The organism is Aeromonas sp. s3 (genome assembly GCF_040907805.1).
GTDB lineage: Bacteria > Pseudomonadota > Gammaproteobacteria > Enterobacterales > Aeromonadaceae > Aeromonas > Aeromonas dhakensis.
Genome location: NZ_JBFOCQ010000034.1, coordinates 217,293 through 234,010, shown reverse-complemented (window position 1 = coordinate 234,010; position 16,718 = coordinate 217,293). Strand labels below are relative to the sequence as shown.

Here is a 16,718-nt window from a genome sequence, read left to right as displayed (position 1 = left end):
TTCATGGCAGTGAAATTAGCAGGTGATATTTAAGGCAACTTCACTTATAATCGCCCGGCCCACGTTACAGCTGTCGATAAGACAGCAACACTTTAAGCTTTACTTGTATTCGAAGGGGTACAGGTAGGCCATCGTTTGTTGTTTGTGGGAGAGCCCCCATAAGCAATTGGGTCTGTAACAGGTAATTGGGTTTAACTTAATGAAAACTTTCGTTGCCAAGCCAGAAACCGTAAAACGTGACTGGTACATTGTGGACGCAGAAGGTAAAACTCTGGGTCGTATCGCAACCGAGATCGCTGCTCGTCTGCGTGGTAAGCACAAAGCCGAGTACACTCCGCACGTTGACACCGGTGATTACATCATCGTTGTAAACGCCGAGAAGGTACACGTAACCGGTAAGAAATCTACCGACAAAATGTACCACGCTCACTCCGGTTTCCCGGGTGGTATCAAGTCCATCAGCTTCGACAAGCTGATTCAGCGTAAACCGGAAATGGTAATCGAAGCTGCCGTCAAAGGCATGCTGCCGAAGGGTCCGCTGGGCCGTGCCATGTTCCGTAAACTGAAAGTTTACGCAGGCGCCGAGCACGCTCATGCTGCTCAGCAACCTCAAGTACTGGATATCTAATCGGGAACTGGCAACATGGCAGAAAATCAATACTACGGTACTGGCCGTCGCAAAAGCTCCACTGCTCGCGTATTCATCAAAGCGGGTAGCGGTAAAATCGTAATCAACCAGCGCTCCCTGGAGCAGTACTTCGGCCGTCCGACTGCCCGCATGGTAGTTCGTCAGCCGCTGGAACTGGTTGAGATGACCGAGAAACTGGATCTGTTCATCACCGTTAACGGTGGCGGCATCTCCGGTCAAGCTGGTGCGATCCGTCACGGTATCACTCGTGCTCTGATGCAGTACGATGAAACCCTGCGTTCCGAACTGCGTAAAGCTGGCTTTGTTACTCGTGATGCCCGTAAGGTTGAGCGTAAGAAAGTCGGTCTGCACAAAGCTCGTAAGCGTCCGCAGTACTCCAAGCGTTAATTCGCTTTTTGTACGCACTCTCGCGAGTGTCAAAAAAGCCTGGCCACGTGCCAGGCTTTTTTTATTGGTAATATTACGAACCGCATTGCTAACACCACGTCACAAAAGACAAAAAATTGTGTATTTATTGTTTTTGACCTTCGCTTCTCTTTCTTGTCAAGTTGTTATCTTTTCTTTAAAATTCCCTCGGTTTTTCTGTGACAATTGTAACTCCGCTTCCGCCGCTGTTGTCACGGAAGAAAGGGGAACAGGGACACAATAAGAATGTGCGGAGTCCACATGGGAGAGTTTTTGGATGAGCAATGCGCCAGTTGATACCGGTCGCCGCAGATTTCTTACCTGGTCAACGGTCGCCGTTGGTGGGGTAGGAGCTGCTTTTACCGCAGTGCCGTTTATTAAGTCATGGAACCCGAGTGCCAAAGCCAAAGCGGCGGGTGCTCCGGTCGAAGTGGATATCAGTAAGTTGGAACCAGGCCAGCTCATCCGTGTTGAGTGGCGAGGCAAGCCGGTCTGGGTGGTGAAACGCACCAAACAGACGCTGGATGCCCTGGCCGCGCATGACGACAAGCTGCGCGACCCGGCTTCTGACGAGCCCCAACAACCCGACTATGCCCACAATGGCTACAGATCCATCAAGCCGGAGATCTTCGTGGCCGTCGGTATCTGTACCCACCTGGGCTGCTCTCCCTCCTACCTGCCGGACAACTTCGGCGAACAGGTGCAGGGGGTGACTTCCGGTTTCTTCTGCCCGTGCCATGGCTCCAAGTTCGACATGGCTGGTCGAGTGTTCCAGGGGGTGCCTGCGCCCTTGAACCTGGTCATTCCGCCGTACCAATATCTTAGCGACACCACCATCCTGGTCGGTGCCGATGGCAAGGAGGCCTGACCATGTTTGCCAAACTGATGGGCTGGATTGACTATCGCTTTCCGCTCACCGCCATGTACAACGACCACATGGCCAAGTATCCGGCGCCCAAGAACCTGAACTTCTGGTACTTCTTCGGCTCGCTCGCCATGCTGGTGCTGGTCAACCAGATCATCACGGGCATCTGGCTGACCATGAACTACAACCCCTCCGCCGAAGGTGCCTTCGCCTCCGTCGAGTACATCATGCGGGATGTGGATTACGGCTGGCTGCTGCGCTACATGCACTCCACCGGCGCGTCCGCCTTCTTCATCGTGGTCTACCTGCACATGTTCCGCGGCATGATCTACGGCTCCTACCAGAAGCCGCGCGAGCTGCTGTGGATCTTCGGCATGCTGATCTTCCTCTGCCTGATGGCGGAAGCCTTCATGGGCTACCTGCTGCCGTGGGGCCAGATGTCCTTCTGGGGCGCACAGGTCATCATCTCGCTGTTCGGTGCCATTCCGGTCATCGGCGATGATCTGACCCTGTGGATCCGGGGTGACTACGTCATCTCCGGCGCTACCCTCAACCGCTTCTTCGCGCTGCACGTTATCGCCCTGCCGCTGGTGCTGGTGATGCTGGTTGCCATGCACATCCTGGCGCTGCACGAAGTGGGTTCGAACAACCCGGACGGCATCGACATCAAGAAGCACAAGGATGAGAACGGCTGGCCGCTGGATGCGGTGGCATTCCACCCCTACTTCACCGTCAAGGACATGATTGGCGTAGCCGGTTTCCTGTTCTTCTTCTGCGCCATCATCTTCTTCAAGCCGGACATGTGGGGCTACTTCCTCGAGAAGCCGAACTTTGAAGTGGCCAACGGCCTGAAGACCCCGGCACACATCGCGCCCGTATGGTACTTCACCCCCTTCTACGCCATTCTGCGGGCGGTACCGGACAAGCTGCTGGGCGTCATCATGATGGGCCTCTCCATCGTGGTGCTGTTCCTGCTGCCTTGGCTGGATCGCTGCAAGGTGCGTTCGGTGCGCTATCGCAGCACCCTGCACAAGCTGAACATCGCCCAGTTCGTGGTCTGCTTCATCATTCTCGGGGTACTCGGCGTGCTGCCATCGACCCCGACCCTGACGCTGATCGCCCAGATCTGTACCCTGGGTTATTTCGGGTTCTTCGTTCTGTTGTTCTTCTACAGCAAGAATGAAAGCACCAAGCCGCTGCCGGAAAGGGTGACATTCAAATGAAAAAAATAATATTTGCAGTGCTGACCCTGCTGCCATCACTGGTGTTTGCCAACACCGGGGCCGTGCATCTGGACAAGGCTCATTATGATCTGAACGACAAGGCGTCCCTGCAGCGTGGTGCCGCCACCTTCATGAACTACTGCTTTGGCTGTCACAGCACCCAGTACCAGCGTTACAACCGGGTAGCGGCAGACATCGGTATCCCGGAAGACCTGATGGCGGCCAACCTGATCGTCAATGGCGCCAAGATCGGTGATCTGATGGAAAACTCGGTGCCGGACAAGGATGCGGCCAAGTGGTTCGGTGCACCGCCCCCCGATCTGACGCTGGTCGCCCGGGTGCGTGGTGCGGACTGGATCTACACCTACCTGCGTTCCTTCTACGTGGACGAGACCCGTCCATTCGGGGTGAACAACGCCGTGTTCCCGTCCGTGGGCATGCCTCACGTGCTGGAGCCGCTGCAGGGGACGCCCCGCGCCGAGTTTGCGACCCACCAGGTCGATGGTGTCGACGTTCAGCAGGTTGTCAGCATCAAATCTGACGGCAACGGTGAAATGAATAACGAAGAGTATGATCAGACGGTGCTGGATCTGGTAAACTTCTTGGTCTACTCGGCTGAACCGGTACAACAGGAGCGCGAACGCATGGGCTTCTGGGTGCTGGGTTTCATCGTGATCTTCTTCATCTTCACTGTGCTGTTGAAGAAGGAATTCTGGCGCGACGTTCACTAAGCGACCAGATCCGGGTAATATAATGCACGGCAATGAAGTCCAAGATGCTTCATTGCCGTTTCTGCTTTTTAATGACGGGAGGGTTCAATGGCTGTAGCTGCCAATAAGCGTTCGGTAATGACGCTGTTTTCCGGTGCCAACGACATGTTCAGCCATCAGGTGCGCATTGTCCTGGCGGAGAAGGGTGTTAGCGTAGATATTTGCCAGGTAGACCCTGCCAACCTGCCGGATGAGCTGGCCGAGCTGAACCCGTACAACACTGTACCGACCCTGGTTGATCGGGAGCTGGCGCTCTACACCTCGCGCATCATCATGGAATATCTGGACGAGCGTTTCCCGCACCCGCCCCTGATGCCGGTATACCCGGTGGCGCGCGGCAACAGCCGTCTGATGATGCATCGCATCGAGCTGGACTGGTACTCACTGGCCGACAAGATCATGGCGGGTACCGACGTGGATGCGGCGCGTGCCGAACTGCGGGACAACCTGCTGGCCATCGCCCCCATCTTCGGTGAGATGCCCTATTTCATGAGCGAAGAGTTCGGTCTGGTCGACTGCTACATGGCCCCGCTGCTGTGGCGTCTGCCGAGTCTGGGCATCGATTTCACCGGTCGTGGCGCCAAAGAGCTGAAAGCCTACATGGTTCGTCTGTTCGAACGTGAATCCTTCCAGGCTTCCCTGACCGAAGCCGAGCGCGAGATCCGCGCTGGCGTATGAGCATGGAACCGACGATGACGCCCAGTCGCCCGTATCTGTTGCGGGCGTTCTTTGACTGGTTGCTGGACAATGACTTGACCCCTCACCTGGTGGTCAACGTCAACATCCCCCATGTGATGGTGCCGATGCAGTTCGTCCAGGATGGGCAGATAGTGCTGAACATCGCACCTCGTGCGGTTGGGCAGTTCCACATGGACAATGATGCCATCAGCTTCAGCGCCCGTTTTGGTGGAGTTTCCCAGCAGGTCTACATCCCGATGGCGGCCGTGCTGGCCATTCATGCCCGGGAAAACGGCGTGGGCACCATGTTCCCACCCGAGCCTGGCTATGATCTCTGGCTGGAGCAGGCCGAAGCACCGGTGGAGCCCGAGCCGGAACCGCCGCGCCCGAGCGGCCGTCCGACCCTGAAGGTCATCAAATAAAAAACGCAGCCAATTGGCTGCGTTTTTTTATGGCGATCAACAGAGTCAGTTCTGGGCAAACTCGAAGGCCTTGATCACGCGCTTCACGCCGCTGACGTGGCGGGCGATCTCGACGGCCTGATCCCCCTCCTGGCGGGTCACCAGGCCGATCAGGAACACCTCGCCATTCTCGGTGACCACCTTGACCTTGGCACTGTCGAAGTTCTTGGCCCCCAGCATGTCAGCCCGCACCTTGGAGGTGATCCAGGTGTCGTTGCTGCGTACCCCTATGCTGACTGGCTGGCCTAGGCGCAGCTCGTTGTAGACGTGGCGCACCCCCTCGATACGGGCCACTATCTTGCCAGCCTCGAGCTTGTAAGCGTCAGAAGGTGTCTGACCGACCAGCAGTACCCGGCCGTTGTTGCTGTAGACGCTGATCTTGCTGGCCGCGCTCAGCGGCTTGTTGTCGGCCAGCAGGTTGGCCGCCTTCAGTTCGATGGCCTGATCGTCCCATTGGGCGCCCAGGGTGCGGCGATCGCCGGAAGCCTTGGCGGTACCGGCGGCACCACCGACCACCACGGCCGCACAACCTTGCAGCAGCAGGGTGCCGGCCAGCAGGCCGAGCAGGAGCGTTTGCTTCTTCATGGTTTCAATCTTCCTGTTGCGGGAAAAGAGTCTGGTCGATGAGATCACACAGGCAGTGCAGGGTCAACAGGTTCACTTCCAGAATGCGGGGGCGACGGGCAGACGGCACCCGGATCTCCACATCGTTGGGACCGAGCAGACCGGCGATCTCGCCGCCATCACCGCCCCCCAGCACCACTATGGTCATATCGCGGGAGAGGGCGGCCTCGGCGGCTTTGATCAGGCTGCGGCTGTTGCCCGTGGTGGTGATGACCACCAGGATGTCGCCGGGCTGACCGAGTGCACGGATCTGCTTGGCATACACCTCTTCAAAGCCGTGATCGGTGGCGATGGCACTGATGGTCGCCATGTCCGGGGTCAGCGCCATGCCGGGCAGGGAGGGGCGCTCGGTTTCGTAGCAGTTGACCAGCTCAGAGATGAACAGCTGGGCCAGTGCTGCGGAGGGACCATTGCCGCATGCCATCACCTTGTGGCCATTGAGCAGACAGATGGTCAGCATCTGGGCTGCAGTATGGATGGCATCCGGCAGCGCCTCGGCGGCGGCTATCTTGGTCTGGATGCTCTCGGTGTAGTTTTCTTTGATGCGGTCAGTCATGGGGTCCTCTTAAAATGCGTTCTGGATCCAGTCCGGCTGGTCGCCTTCGAACGCGATCACATCGAATCGGCAGGCCTGGTTGGCCTCGTTGATGGCATGTTGCTTGAAATAGTGGCGTGCCGCCAGCACGATCTTGTGCTGTTTGCGTCGGGTGACGGAGCTGGCGGCGCCGCCGTGGCTGGCCTGGGCGCGATAGCGGACTTCAACAAACACCAGGGTCTCCCCCTGGCGCATGACGAGATCGATCTCGCCGCCCCGGCAGCGATAGTTGCGAGTCACGGGTTGCAGGCCGCGGGCCTGCAACCAGCGCTCCGCTACCTGCTCAAAGTGCTGTCCCTTGCTCGTTGGTGACGGGAACAGGTTCTGTAACTGCCGGCGCATCCGTGCCAGAAGTACCTTCATGGGGGACTCCCTCGAGCTGGGGCATGGCGTTGTCACTGACCAGCTTGCCATTCTGGTAGATGGCCCAGTCCAGTACCCGCACAATGTTGCCGCCGGCATCCACGCTCAGCTGACCGCTCATGCCAGGCTGCTGCATGGCGTTGACCTTGCGCATCTGCTGCAGGTTCTCCGCCAGGCTGACGGCGTCATAACCCAGTGCAAACAGACGCAGCAGGTCGCCCTGGGTCTGCGGCCAGAGCAGGGCGATCTGCTCGCGCTGCTTCTCGTAACCGCCAAGCAGCAGCGGCATGTCGGAGATGTGCATGCCGTTGAGCTCGGAGGCCACCTCGGTGGTGGCGCTGTCGTAGCTGCGCGAGCTGCTGTAGATCGGCAGGCTGCCCATCGGATTGACCGAGATGTCGACGTAGGGCTTGATCATCCGGGTCTCCAGGCTGTTGGCGACCACATAGACTACGTCGATGCTGCGCGGGGCGGCAGCGGAGAGCTGAACCACTTCGCCAGCCCGGGCGGTGGAGCGCCCGCTCAACGCATTCTTGACCATACCCTGGACTTCGTTGCGGGCACCGAAAGTGGCCACGACCGGTTTGTCCTGGCTTACGGTCGCCCAGGCCTGTTCAAACGCCTTGATGCTGCTGTAACCGATCCGCCCCTGTGCCGCGATCAGCAGCGGCTTGCGATAGCCCTGACCATAGAGGTACTGGGCAGCCTGCGTTGCATCGGCGGCGGCTGAGAGGGAGAAGTAATAGGTGGTGTCGTTGACGATCGGCTTGTCCAGCTCGTTGAGCGCCAGTACCGGCACGGTCGGATTGGCCTTGAGCAGCTCCTCGACCCGGTCTTTGAGCAGCGGGCCGATGATCATGTTGGCCCCTTCCTGAATGGCCTGCTTGTAGAGATCCGCCGTCGACTTGGTCTGGGTATCGTAGAAGTTCAGGGTGAACTGGCTCTGATTTTCCTTGTAAGACATCAACATGCCGTTACGGATTGCCGCACCCTGCGGTTCCAGGTTGCCGGACAGCGGCAGGAAGACGGCGATCTGCTGCAGGGCATTGATGTTGCTGGTGGCCAGATCACCGAGTCCGGCCGGCATGTCTTTCTGGGCCGGGTGGTTCGGGAAGGCCTGTTTCCAGCCGGTCAGCTGGCGAGCCAGCTGATTGGGCTGGGCACCGAATTCATTCACCAGCGCCGCCAGCCGCAGCCAGCCGGTGGTGACATCGGGAGCCGGTGCCTCTTCCAGCGCCTGCAGGGTAGAAGGGGTCATGCTCTTGAGCAGGGACCAGATCTGCTGATGATTGGTGGCCAGCTCATTCTGGGCCAGGTAGGGCTCCAGCAGGATCAGCGACTTGGCGGCACCAAACTTGTTGTTGATGTCGAGCTGCAGCACCACGCGCTGGCGGTACCAGTCCTTCTGGGTATCAGCATCCAGCGCCACATCGGGCTTGCCTTCCAGCAGGATCAGCGCCTGGTTGGCGTTGCCCTGGGCGAGCAGCAGGTGAGCCTGCAGCAGTTGCAGCTGGGCCTTCTGCTCGGCGCTCTGGGCCTGCTTCTGCAATTGCTGGAACAGGGCTGCGGCCGGCTTGGCCTGACCGAGCGCCAGATAGCTGCGCGCCGCCATCACCTGCCAGGTGAAGGCTTCGGCCGGTTTGGCCGGGTCCACCTGGGCCAGATACCACTGGGCATTCTTGGTGAGATCCGAGAAGGCCGATGGCATGCCGGACTGGCCAGCGGGTTGATTGGGCTCCGACGCACAGGCGGCGAGCAGGACTGCCGCGAGTAGGATGCCGAAGAGTCGTGATACACTTAGCTGCTTTATAACCCGGTTCAAGTTCATTCCCCGACCAGTGTTGAAATTCTCCATAGTGTAAACGGGCCAATATGGCGACACAATTGTCGGGACACTCGGAGCTCCCATGAGTGACATCCCAACCCTGTATATAGTCCCCACTCCGATCGGCAATCTGGCCGACATCACCCAGCGAGCACTGGATGTGCTGCGCAGTGTCGATCTGGTGGCCGCCGAGGATACCCGCCATACCGGCATCCTGCTCAGCCACTACCAGATCTCGGTGCCGACCTTTGCGCTGCATGATCACAATGAACAGCAGAAAGCCGACGTGCTGATCGGCCGTATCAAGGAGGGCAAGAGTGTGGCCCTGGTCTCCGACGCGGGCACGCCGCTCATCAGCGACCCCGGTTATCACCTGGTCACCCGTTGTCGCGAAGCCGGGGTCAAAGTAGTGCCGCTGCCCGGTCCCTGCGCCGCCATCACGGCGCTCTCCGCCGCCGGGTTGCCCACCGACCGTTTTGCCTTCGAGGGTTTTCTGCCGGCCAAAGCCAAGGGACGCGACGATCGCCTGCAGGCCGTGATTGAGGACACCCGCTCGCTGGTGTTCTATGAATCGCCGCGCCGGGTGCAGGAGACGGTGGAAGCGATCGCCCGCATTCTGGGTGAGCGCCAGGTGGTGGTCTGCCGCGAGCTGACCAAGACCTTCGAGTCGATCCATGGTCTGCCAGCCTCCGAGATGCTGACCTGGCTCGGCGAAGATGAAAACCGCTGCCGTGGCGAGATCGTGCTGGTGGTGGCGGGGGCGAGCAAGGACGAAGAGGCCTTGCCGGCTGAGGCGATCCGCACCCTGGGGTTGCTGGTGGCCGAGCTGCCGCTGAAAAAAGCGGCGGCGCTGACCGCCGAGATTCACGGCGTGAAGAAGAATGCCCTCTACAAGTACGGCCTCGAGCACTATTAATTGCCGTAAACGGGAATTGCCGGTTTACCCCGCCGGCATCACGAGGCTATAATCCGCGCCTCGGAGTTGGCTGGGCAATCGCTGCTTCGTCGTTGTGTCCCTCGGGACAGACGGGCGGAGGGGAGGAAAGTCCGGGCTTCACAGGGCAGGGTGCCAGGTAACGCCTGGGGGGCGCGAGCCTACGACCAGTGCAACAGAGAGCAGACCGCCGATGGCCCGCAAGGGATCAGGTAAGGGTGAAAGGGTGCGGTAAGAGCGCACCGCGCGACTGGCAACAGTTCGTGGCACGGTAAACTCCACCCGAAGCAAGACCAAATAGGCCCCTATTGGCGCGGCCCGCGTTGGGGGCGGGTAGGTTGCTTGAGCCAGCGAGCGATTGCTGGCCTAGAGGAATGATTGCTACCCGGGGCAACCCGGTACAGAACCCGGCTTACAGGCCGACTCCGACCCAATTCAAGGTATGCAAATACCAACCAATCCCGGCACCTTCAGGTGCCGGGATTTTTATTATGGGGTTGCCAGACTGGCTCGTGGCGCCTTTTAGGGTTTTGTAATAAAGTTCTCGCCCATTCTGGTCGCTATAAGTCGGCTGGGTTATTTGTACCGATCACATGGCTGGCCTGATGGATGTCTCTGTGGCTGTAAGGCGAGATAAAAATGGCTAAGGTGGATTTTGAATGTCATCAAGCGGCGTAATGCTCACACCTTCCCGGTTGCTCTGTGCACAGCGGGGCAAAACTCTTCCTCATTATGACTTGCTTGGCGTCGAACGGGCTGACCAGGAGCGGCTCAAGCAGATCAATGCTCAGCTGGGTACCTTTTCTCTGCAAGCGGCAGGCTGTATGGCGCAGTTGTTCAATAGCGCCGATTGCGAACTGAGTTATCAAGAATTTACGACTGTGGCCTCGCCCGTGCAAGACGATGGTCTGCTGTGGGTGGAAGCGCGCAGTGCGCTCGACGTACAACGGGTCGCCTATTTCTCCATTTCTCCTGCCGTTATATATCGCCTGGCCGTGCTCTTTTTCGGTGGTGCCTTGCGCGACCAGAGCGAGGCTCCCTCCCATGGTAAAGGGCTGACCGATACCGAGCAGCGTCTGATGCTGCGTCTTTGCCAATACCAGGTCGATATCTGGTCCTCATGCCTCGGATTGGGTGATCTTGGCTGGCAGCTGACTCTCATTACCAGGGATGCATTGCCGCAATCACGGCTATGGATGTCTGAAGCCAGCCTCACGGTCGGCAGTTTTGCACATGGCTGGCAGCTCTGGCTGGTGCCGCCGACCGAGAACTCTGGCCCCGCGGCCGGGCATGAGCTGCAGGATGGCGCGCTTGAGCTGGTGCTGACGCATGTTCCGGTACGTCTGCGTGTGGTAATGGGGCAGATGTCCATGACCCTGGCGGATCTGGAGTGCCTCAAGGTGGGCGATGTGCTCTCGCTGGATCTGCCGGAAGTCGTTCCGGCCCTGATTGGTAATCGTCCCTGCTTTAGCGGACGAGTCGCTGAACATAAAGGCAGCCTGGTGTATCAGGTCGCGACTGTTGTAGAGGAATAATCACATCATGAACGAGCACAATATGAATGACCCGCTGGATCTGGATGGACTGGATCAATTGTTTAGTGACGATATCAGCATGCCCAGCGCAGCCGACTACATGGCACCGACCAGCAACAGCAAGCAGCGGGACCTTTCCTTCTTCCGCCAGATCCCGGTCAAGGTAACCCTCGAGGTAGCCAGTACCGAAGTGCCTCTGGGCGATCTGATGCGAGTGGAAGAGGGGGCTGTGATTGAGCTGGACAAACTGGCGGGTGAGCCGCTGGATGTTCGGGTCAACGGCCGGCTGCTGGCCAAAGGCGAAGTTGTCGTGGTCAATGGCAAATATGGCTTGCGCCTGGTGGATGTGATCGACACCAATCTGCTGGGTGGCATGGACGACTGATGCGCCGGTTGCTGCTTGTCCTGCTGTTGTTTTCGCTGCCCAGTTGGGGGGCGGATATGACGTTGTTCTCGGTGATGCCGGGGGCTGAAGGAGGAGAGGACTACAACATCAAGTTGCAGATCCTCTTCTTCATGACCCTGTTGGGGTTGTTGCCGACGCTGTTGTTGATGATGACCAGCTTTACCAGGATCATCATAGTGTTGGCGATCTTGCGGCAGGCGATGGGACTGCAGCAGAGTCCTCCCAATAGGGTTCTGATCGGCATCAGCCTGATTCTGACTCTGGTGATCATGCGCCCGGTATGGACCGACATGTATCAGAACGCGTTTGTTCCCTACGACCAGAATGAAATCACCTTGTCGGAAGGGCTGGCGCGCGCCGAAAAACCGTTGCGCCACTTTATGCTGGCTCAGACCCGGGAGCCGGATCTGGAGCAGATGCTGCGCATTTCCGGTGAGCCCACCACCCTCAGCAAAGCCGATGTCCCGTTTGGTGTATTGTTGCCGGCGTTTGTGCTGAGCGAGCTGAATACGGCATTTCAGATTGGCTTCATGTTGTTTATCCCCTTTCTGGTGATCGATCTGGTGGTGGCCAGCGTGCTGATGGCCATGGGGATGATGATGTTGTCCCCTCTGATCATTTCGTTGCCATTCAAACTGATGGTGTTCGTGCTGGTGGATGGCTGGTCGATGACGGTCGGTGCGCTGGCTGCCAGCTTTGGTGGGGGAGGCTGATATGACGCCGGAACAGAGCGTTGCGCTGGTTGGCGGTGCTGTCAACCTGGTCGTAGTGATGGTGTCGGTACTGATTGTTCCGGGCCTCATCATCGGTCTCATTGTCAGTGTGTTCCAGGCCGCAACGCAGATCCAGGAGCAGACCCTCAGCTTTTTGCCCCGTTTTCTGGTGACTCTGATGACGCTCATCTTTACCGGAAACTGGCTGCTCTCCCAAATCACTACCCTGTTCCACGATCTGTTTTTGAAGATACCCGGACTAATCGGATGAATTCTCTGCTGTCCCTCAGCGCAGCCGACCTGACGGCCTGGTTGGGGCAGTGGTGGTGGCCGTTTATCCGGATCGCTACCGCCTTCTGGGTGATGCCCATCTTCGGTGATGGTCGGTTACCACCCCAGGTCCGTCTGCTTTTTGCCTTCATCATCAGCCTGCTGCTGGCACCCATGCTCAAGGGCATGCCAGTGGTCGACCCGTTCAGCACGGGCGCACTGGTGCTGACCATAGAGCAACTGCTGTTTGGGTTGCTGTTCGGACTTTGTGTCCAGATGCTGTTTATGATCATGACCATGGCCGGTCAGATCCTCTCCATGCAGATGGGTCTGGCGATGGCAGTGATGAATGATCCCAGCAATGGAGATACGGCCCCCATCGTTAGCCAGCTGATGCTTATCTTCTGCTCATTGCTGTTTCTCGGCCTGAACGGCCATCTGGTCACGCTGGATGTGCTGGTGCAGAGTCTGCGGAGCTGGCCGCCCGGCTCTTCGCTCGACCTGCTGGACATGAAAGGCGTCATCGGTCTGTTTGGCTGGAGTATCGGAGCAGCCCTGATCCTGACTCTGCCAGCCGTGGTTGCCATGTTGATGGTCAACCTTACCTTCGGGGTGATGAACAGAACCGCCCCTTCCCTGAATATCTTCTCGCTGGGCTTTCCCATGACGCTGCTGCTGGGCCTGCTGACCATGGCCATTTCCATCAGCGGTGTGCCGGCTCGTTACCTTGATCTGGTGACCTATGTACTGGAACAGCTCAAGGCATTGACACCCTCATGAGTCAGAACAGCGCTCAGGACAAGACCGAAGAGGCCTCCTCCCAGAAACTGCGCAAGGCACGGGAAGAGGGGCAAATTGCGCGCTCAAAGGAGCTGAGTTCGGCCGGACTGCTGTTGCTGGGGGGGCTCGCCATGCAATGGATGGTGCCAAGCTTCGGCAACTTCTTTGCCGAGTTGATGAAACGTCCCCAGCGTTTCGACTGGCAGGGGGCCCGGGAGCCTCAGATGATGATCCACTGGACGGCTGAATCCCTGCTCAGCATGTTGTGGGTACTGCTACCCCTGTTCGGTTTTCTCGCCCTGCTGCTGGTGCTGCTCAGTATTGTTCCGGGGGGCATGGTGCTGACCTGGAAGAAACTATTGCCCAGTGCGGAAAAAATCAATCCGCTCAAAGGGCTCAAACGGATGTTCTCGTCTCACAGCATGATGGAGCTGCTGAAGTCGGTACTCAAGATCCTGCTGATTGGTTCGACGCTGGCCCTGATGTTGCAGCACCAGTGGCCCTTGCTGATGATGATGAACCGTATGCCTCCCCAGGCTGCGATGGAGCAGGCGCTGCGCATTCTTTCGCAGGCATTCATTTTGCTTGGTTCCGTGCAGATGCTGATAGCCGTGCTGGACGTACCCTATCAGCGCTGGTCGTTGAACAAGCAGCTGCGCATGACCAAGCAGGAGGTCAAGGATGAACACAAGAATAGTGAAGGCCGGCCCGAGATAAAGGCCAAGATCCGTCAGGTTCAGGGAATGCTAGCCAGAGCGCGGATTGAACAGCGTGTGCCGCAGGCGGATGTCATCATCGTCAACCCGACCCACTATGCGGTAGCCATCAAGTATGATCCGGCGCGTGCCAATGCCCCCTATGTGATTGCCAAAGGGGTCGACGGTATGGCGGAGCGGATCCGCCAGGTCGCAAAACAGCACGACAAGATGGTCATGAGCCTGCCGGAGCTGACCCGGGCCATCTATTACTCTACACGGGTGGATCAGGAGGTCCCGGCGGGCCTTTATACCGCGGTCGCCTATGTGCTGAACCATGTATTGCAGTTGCGGGCCTATGCAGCAGGCAAGGGGAAGAAACCCACCCCCCTTGCTCCCCTGTATGTGCCGCCCGAGTTACGTCAACCTGAGAGGTAAGTTGTGAACTGGCGTGTATTGACCCAATCCTATACCGCGATACCCATGATGCTCCTGGCCATTCTGGCCATGATGATCCTGCCTCTGCCGGGTTGGCTGCTGGATACCCTGTTTACGTTCAACATTGTGTTGGCCGTGCTGGTTCTGCTGGTCTCCGTGTCGGCTCGTCGGCCACTCGATTTTTCCGTCTTCCCGACCGTCCTGCTGGTTGCGACCTTGATGCGATTGTCGCTCAACGTAGCCTCGACCCGGGTAGTGTTGCTGCATGGTCATGAAGGGCACGAGGCGGCGGGCAAGGTCATCCAGGCCTTCGGTGAGGTGGTGATCGGTGGCAACTATGTCGTCGGTCTGGTGGTGTTCGTGATCCTGATGATCATCAACTTCGTGGTTATCACCAAGGGGGGCGAGCGGATCTCCGAGGTATCGGCCCGTTTCACCCTGGATGCCATGCCGGGCAAACAGATGGCGATCGATGCCGATCTCAATGCCGGCACCATGGATCAGCATCAGGCAAGGGCAAGACGGGACGAAATCGCCAGGGAAGCCGATTTCTACGGCGCCATGGACGGTGCGTCCAAATTCGTACGCGGTGATGCCATCGCCGGTTTGCTGGTTCTCATCATCAATCTGGTGGGCGGTCTGGCCATCGGCATTTTCCAGCATTCTCTGCCGGTTTCGGAAGCGTTCCAGAGCTATGCACTGCTCACTATCGGTGATGGTCTTGTTGCCCAGATCCCTTCCCTGCTGATGTCCACGGCTGCGGCCATCATCGTGACCCGGGTCAGCGACGAAGGGGAGATGTCGGATCAGGTGGGCCAACAGATCCTGGCATCGCCGCGGGTAATCTACACGGCGGCAGCCATTATGCTGATCCTGGGCCTGGTACCCGGTATGCCTATGGTGGCATTCCTCAGCTTTGCGGCCGTATTGGCTTGGGCAGGCTGGAGCGTGAGCAAGCGGCAGGTCAGTCAGCCCGACCTGGAGGCAGCACATGAGCTGACGCGTCAGATGGTGCAACCGGAGCCGCAGGGCCTTGAGTGGCAGGATCTGCCACCCGTGGATACCGTTGCCATCGAGCTTGGCTACCGATTGGTCCCTTTGGCTGAAGCAGACAAGGGGGCTGAGTTGTTGGCGCGGGTGCGGGGTATTCGCAAGACGCTTTCTGAGCAGTATGGCTTCCTGTTGCCGGAAATCCGGGTACGCGACAACCTGCAACTGCAGCCGGATCAATACCGGATCAAGCTGTCAGGTGTGGGGTTGGCGAGCGGCAATGTTGATTGCCAGAGACTGATGGCGATCAGCAGTGGTGAAACCTATGGGGCCCTGGATGGAGAATTGACCCAGGATCCAGCCTATGGGATGAGTGCTGTCTGGATTTCGCCGGAGAACAAGGCCAAGGCGCTGAATTTGGGCTACTCGGTGGTGGACTCGGCGACCGTTATCGCAACGCATGCCAGCAAGCTGCTGAGGGAGCAGCTGGATAACTTGTTTGGTCACGATGAAGTCGGCAAGTTGGGACAGTATCTGGCCAGCCAGTCTCCCCGTCTGTCGGAAGAGCTAAACCTGGCGTTGACCCAGATGCAGCAGTTGCGAGTTTTTCGTCAACTGCTCAAGGAGCAGGTCAGCCTGACCGATATCCGGACCATAGCCACCACCCTGCTGGATGCGAGCGAGCTGACCAAGGATCCTGTCTTGCTGGCATCGGATGTGCGCTGCGCGCTCAAGCGCCAGATTGTGAGGCAGGCGATCGGCTGTCGGGATGTGCTGGCGACGTTTACACTGGATGACCGTCTGGAGCAAACCCTGCTGGCGGCCATGAACCAGTCACAGCAACAGGGGAAGATCCAGCTGGACAGCTTCCCTGTCGACCCTCAGCTTCTGGCCCAGTTGCAGCAAAACATGCCGCTGGTGAAGGAACAGCTGCAACAGCAGGGGCATGCCCCCGTGTTGGTGGTGATGCCGCAACTGCGTCCCCTGATGGCACGGTATGCCCGCTCATTTTCGAAAGGTCTCAAAGTGCTCTCTTATAATGAAATCCCGGAAGATTTACGGGTGGAAGTTATTGGTACATTAGGCTGAAGCAGAATTGCCATGTTAATGAAGTGACGGGAAGATGATATTCCGCATATCTACTTGAATTGTCATTAGAAGCCGCTATGATGTGACTGTTTTTGACGCAACGACGTTGAAGATTAATAACAAATATAACAATTCACATGTGCTATGCAGCTCTTCGTCAATAAGTTGAGCTGTCTTGTCCCAATACGGGCAGTCGCATGATAAAGGCAAACTGAACTGAAAAGTCAGGACGCAAAGCCTCCGGTCTAATAGCAGGAATGCTAATGATAGCGGGGTTACCAAGGCCATTGTTACCGCCTTGATACCATCAATAACCCATTTGAAGACGCTTTTTCGGCGCTTTTTGGGCGTGGTGCGCTTTTATTTTTGACACATCAGTTCTGTTGATTGGTTTGTCCACAATCACGGGT

Annotated in this window: 19 protein-coding genes, 1 other RNA gene and 1 riboswitch; of the genes, 16 read left to right on the top strand and 4 right to left on the bottom strand. The window is 58.0% G+C overall.

Annotated features, from left to right (window positions below):
* The first annotated feature begins 199 nt into the window (after window positions 1-199).
* The 7 genes from rplM to AB5Y98_RS21870 all read left to right on the top strand — a co-directional run bounded on the left by rplM (window position 200) and on the right by AB5Y98_RS21870 (window position 5,012).
* Window positions 200-628 (top strand): 50S ribosomal protein L13, encoded by a 429-nt coding sequence (gene rplM, locus AB5Y98_RS21900; RefSeq protein WP_005305895.1) that lies wholly within the window; start codon window positions 200-202, stop codon window positions 626-628.
* Window positions 629-643: 15 nt separating this feature from the next.
* A complete protein-coding gene (gene rpsI, locus AB5Y98_RS21895; protein ID WP_005305893.1) occupies window positions 644-1,036 on the top strand; it encodes a 30S ribosomal protein S9 in 393 nt (130 codons plus the stop codon).
* Between the two features lie 295 nt (window positions 1,037-1,331).
* Complete coding sequence (gene petA / locus AB5Y98_RS21890; protein WP_005305890.1) at window positions 1,332-1,922, top strand: ubiquinol-cytochrome c reductase iron-sulfur subunit; 591 nt, start codon at window positions 1,332-1,334, stop codon at window positions 1,920-1,922.
* Between the two features lie 2 nt (window positions 1,923-1,924).
* Window positions 1,925-3,142, top strand: coding sequence for a cytochrome bc complex cytochrome b subunit (locus AB5Y98_RS21885; RefSeq protein ID WP_005305888.1), 1,218 nt, complete (start codon window positions 1,925-1,927; stop codon window positions 3,140-3,142).
* On the top strand, window positions 3,139-3,873 hold the full coding sequence (locus AB5Y98_RS21880) for a cytochrome c1 (RefSeq protein WP_010635938.1): 735 nt from the start codon (window positions 3,139-3,141) through the stop codon (window positions 3,871-3,873). Before AB5Y98_RS21885 ends, AB5Y98_RS21880 begins: the two co-directional genes overlap by 4 nt.
* Window positions 3,874-3,960: 87 nt before the next feature.
* The gene (sspA, locus tag AB5Y98_RS21875; protein WP_010635939.1) at window positions 3,961-4,590 is read left to right on the top strand and encodes a stringent starvation protein SspA; all 630 of its coding nucleotides are present in this window, start codon (window positions 3,961-3,963) and stop codon (window positions 4,588-4,590) included.
* Window positions 4,587-5,012 (top strand): ClpXP protease specificity-enhancing factor, encoded by a 426-nt coding sequence (locus AB5Y98_RS21870; protein WP_005305878.1) that lies wholly within the window; start codon window positions 4,587-4,589, stop codon window positions 5,010-5,012. Before sspA ends, AB5Y98_RS21870 begins: the two co-directional genes overlap by 4 nt.
* A gap of 45 nt (window positions 5,013-5,057) precedes the next feature.
* On the opposite strand, the gene dolP is transcribed toward AB5Y98_RS21870, so the two are convergent.
* From dolP to AB5Y98_RS21850, 4 genes are read right to left on the bottom strand one after another with little or no spacing between them, the layout of a single operon-like run.
* Complete coding sequence (gene dolP / locus AB5Y98_RS21865; protein WP_005305875.1) at window positions 5,058-5,636, bottom strand: division/outer membrane stress-associated lipid-binding lipoprotein; 579 nt, start codon at window positions 5,634-5,636, stop codon at window positions 5,058-5,060.
* A gap of 4 nt (window positions 5,637-5,640) precedes the next feature.
* On the bottom strand, window positions 5,641-6,231 hold the full coding sequence (locus AB5Y98_RS21860) for an SIS domain-containing protein (RefSeq protein ID WP_005305871.1): 591 nt from the start codon (window positions 6,229-6,231) through the stop codon (window positions 5,641-5,643).
* 9 nt (window positions 6,232-6,240) lie between these two features.
* Complete coding sequence (locus tag AB5Y98_RS21855; RefSeq protein ID WP_026140996.1) at window positions 6,241-6,612, bottom strand: YraN family protein; 372 nt, start codon at window positions 6,610-6,612, stop codon at window positions 6,241-6,243.
* Entirely contained in the window at window positions 6,554-8,461 is a 1,908-nt protein-coding gene (locus tag AB5Y98_RS21850) for a penicillin-binding protein activator (RefSeq protein WP_368232935.1), read from the bottom strand. The genes AB5Y98_RS21855 and AB5Y98_RS21850 overlap by 59 nt, the downstream gene beginning before the upstream one ends.
* A 79-nt stretch (window positions 8,462-8,540) precedes the next feature.
* Here AB5Y98_RS21850 and rsmI point away from each other — a divergent pair, with 79 nt between their 5' ends.
* From rsmI to lfhA, 9 genes are all read left to right on the top strand, one after another.
* On the top strand, window positions 8,541-9,374 hold the full coding sequence (gene rsmI, locus AB5Y98_RS21845) for a 16S rRNA (cytidine(1402)-2'-O)-methyltransferase (RefSeq protein ID WP_005305861.1): 834 nt from the start codon (window positions 8,541-8,543) through the stop codon (window positions 9,372-9,374).
* Window positions 9,375-9,436: 62 nt separating this feature from the next.
* Window positions 9,437-9,823: RNase P RNA component class A (gene rnpB, locus AB5Y98_RS21840), an RNA gene on the top strand.
* A 228-nt stretch (window positions 9,824-10,051) separates the two neighbouring features.
* Entirely contained in the window at window positions 10,052-10,927 is an 876-nt protein-coding gene (gene lfiM, locus AB5Y98_RS21835; protein WP_336291162.1) for a lateral flagellar motor switch protein LfiM, read from the top strand.
* Window positions 10,928-10,934: 7 nt separating this feature from the next.
* A complete protein-coding gene (lfiN, locus tag AB5Y98_RS21830; RefSeq protein WP_005305855.1) occupies window positions 10,935-11,312 on the top strand; it encodes a lateral flagellar motor switch protein LfiN in 378 nt (125 codons plus the stop codon).
* A complete protein-coding gene (fliP, locus tag AB5Y98_RS21825) occupies window positions 11,312-12,046 on the top strand; it encodes a flagellar type III secretion system pore protein FliP (protein ID WP_336291161.1) in 735 nt (244 codons plus the stop codon). Before lfiN ends, fliP begins: the two co-directional genes overlap by 1 nt.
* Window position 12,047: 1 nt before the next feature.
* On the top strand, window positions 12,048-12,317 hold the full coding sequence (lfiQ, locus tag AB5Y98_RS21820) for a lateral flagellar biosynthetic protein LfiQ (protein WP_005305849.1): 270 nt from the start codon (window positions 12,048-12,050) through the stop codon (window positions 12,315-12,317).
* Window positions 12,314-13,096: a lateral flagellar biosynthetic protein LfiR gene (gene lfiR, locus AB5Y98_RS21815; RefSeq protein WP_005305847.1), complete on the top strand. Its 783-nt coding sequence runs from the start codon at window positions 12,314-12,316 to the stop codon at window positions 13,094-13,096. Before lfiQ ends, lfiR begins: the two co-directional genes overlap by 4 nt.
* The gene (flhB, locus tag AB5Y98_RS21810; RefSeq protein ID WP_017788259.1) at window positions 13,093-14,229 is read left to right on the top strand and encodes a flagellar biosynthesis protein FlhB; all 1,137 of its coding nucleotides are present in this window, start codon (window positions 13,093-13,095) and stop codon (window positions 14,227-14,229) included. Before lfiR ends, flhB begins: the two co-directional genes overlap by 4 nt.
* 3 nt (window positions 14,230-14,232) lie before the next feature.
* Window positions 14,233-16,308: a lateral flagellar biosynthesis protein LfhA gene (gene lfhA / locus AB5Y98_RS21805; protein WP_368232932.1), complete on the top strand. Its 2,076-nt coding sequence runs from the start codon at window positions 14,233-14,235 to the stop codon at window positions 16,306-16,308.
* Window positions 16,309-16,503: 195 nt separating this feature from the next.
* Window positions 16,504-16,591: riboswitch (cyclic di-GMP riboswitch) on the top strand.
* Window positions 16,592-16,718: the final 127 nt, after the last annotated feature.

Bases quoted from the DNA above. Each gene is read 5' to 3' on its own strand.
- rplM (WP_005305895.1), top strand. From the start codon at position 200: ATGAAAACTTTCGTTGCCAAGCCAGAAACCGTAAAACGTGACTGGTAC.
- rpsI (WP_005305893.1), top strand. From the start codon at position 644: ATGGCAGAAAATCAATACTACGGTACTGGCCGTCGCAAAAGCTCCACT.
- petA (WP_005305890.1), top strand. From the start codon at position 1,332: ATGAGCAATGCGCCAGTTGATACCGGTCGCCGCAGATTTCTTACCTGG.
- AB5Y98_RS21885 (WP_005305888.1), top strand. From the start codon at position 1,925: ATGTTTGCCAAACTGATGGGCTGGATTGACTATCGCTTTCCGCTCACC.
- AB5Y98_RS21880 (WP_010635938.1), top strand. From the start codon at position 3,139: ATGAAAAAAATAATATTTGCAGTGCTGACCCTGCTGCCATCACTGGTG.
- sspA (WP_010635939.1), top strand. From the start codon at position 3,961: ATGGCTGTAGCTGCCAATAAGCGTTCGGTAATGACGCTGTTTTCCGGT.
- AB5Y98_RS21870 (WP_005305878.1), top strand. From the start codon at position 4,587: ATGAGCATGGAACCGACGATGACGCCCAGTCGCCCGTATCTGTTGCGG.
- dolP (WP_005305875.1), bottom strand. From the start codon at position 5,636: ATGAAGAAGCAAACGCTCCTGCTCGGCCTGCTGGCCGGCACCCTGCTG.
- AB5Y98_RS21860 (WP_005305871.1), bottom strand. From the start codon at position 6,231: ATGACTGACCGCATCAAAGAAAACTACACCGAGAGCATCCAGACCAAG.
- AB5Y98_RS21855 (WP_026140996.1), bottom strand. From the start codon at position 6,612: ATGCGCCGGCAGTTACAGAACCTGTTCCCGTCACCAACGAGCAAGGGA.
- AB5Y98_RS21850 (WP_368232935.1), bottom strand. From the start codon at position 8,461: ATGAACTTGAACCGGGTTATAAAGCAGCTAAGTGTATCACGACTCTTC.
- rsmI (WP_005305861.1), top strand. From the start codon at position 8,541: ATGAGTGACATCCCAACCCTGTATATAGTCCCCACTCCGATCGGCAAT.
- lfiM (WP_336291162.1), top strand. From the start codon at position 10,052: ATGTCATCAAGCGGCGTAATGCTCACACCTTCCCGGTTGCTCTGTGCA.
- lfiN (WP_005305855.1), top strand. From the start codon at position 10,935: ATGAACGAGCACAATATGAATGACCCGCTGGATCTGGATGGACTGGAT.
- fliP (WP_336291161.1), top strand. From the start codon at position 11,312: ATGCGCCGGTTGCTGCTTGTCCTGCTGTTGTTTTCGCTGCCCAGTTGG.
- lfiQ (WP_005305849.1), top strand. From the start codon at position 12,048: ATGACGCCGGAACAGAGCGTTGCGCTGGTTGGCGGTGCTGTCAACCTG.
- lfiR (WP_005305847.1), top strand. From the start codon at position 12,314: ATGAATTCTCTGCTGTCCCTCAGCGCAGCCGACCTGACGGCCTGGTTG.
- flhB (WP_017788259.1), top strand. From the start codon at position 13,093: ATGAGTCAGAACAGCGCTCAGGACAAGACCGAAGAGGCCTCCTCCCAG.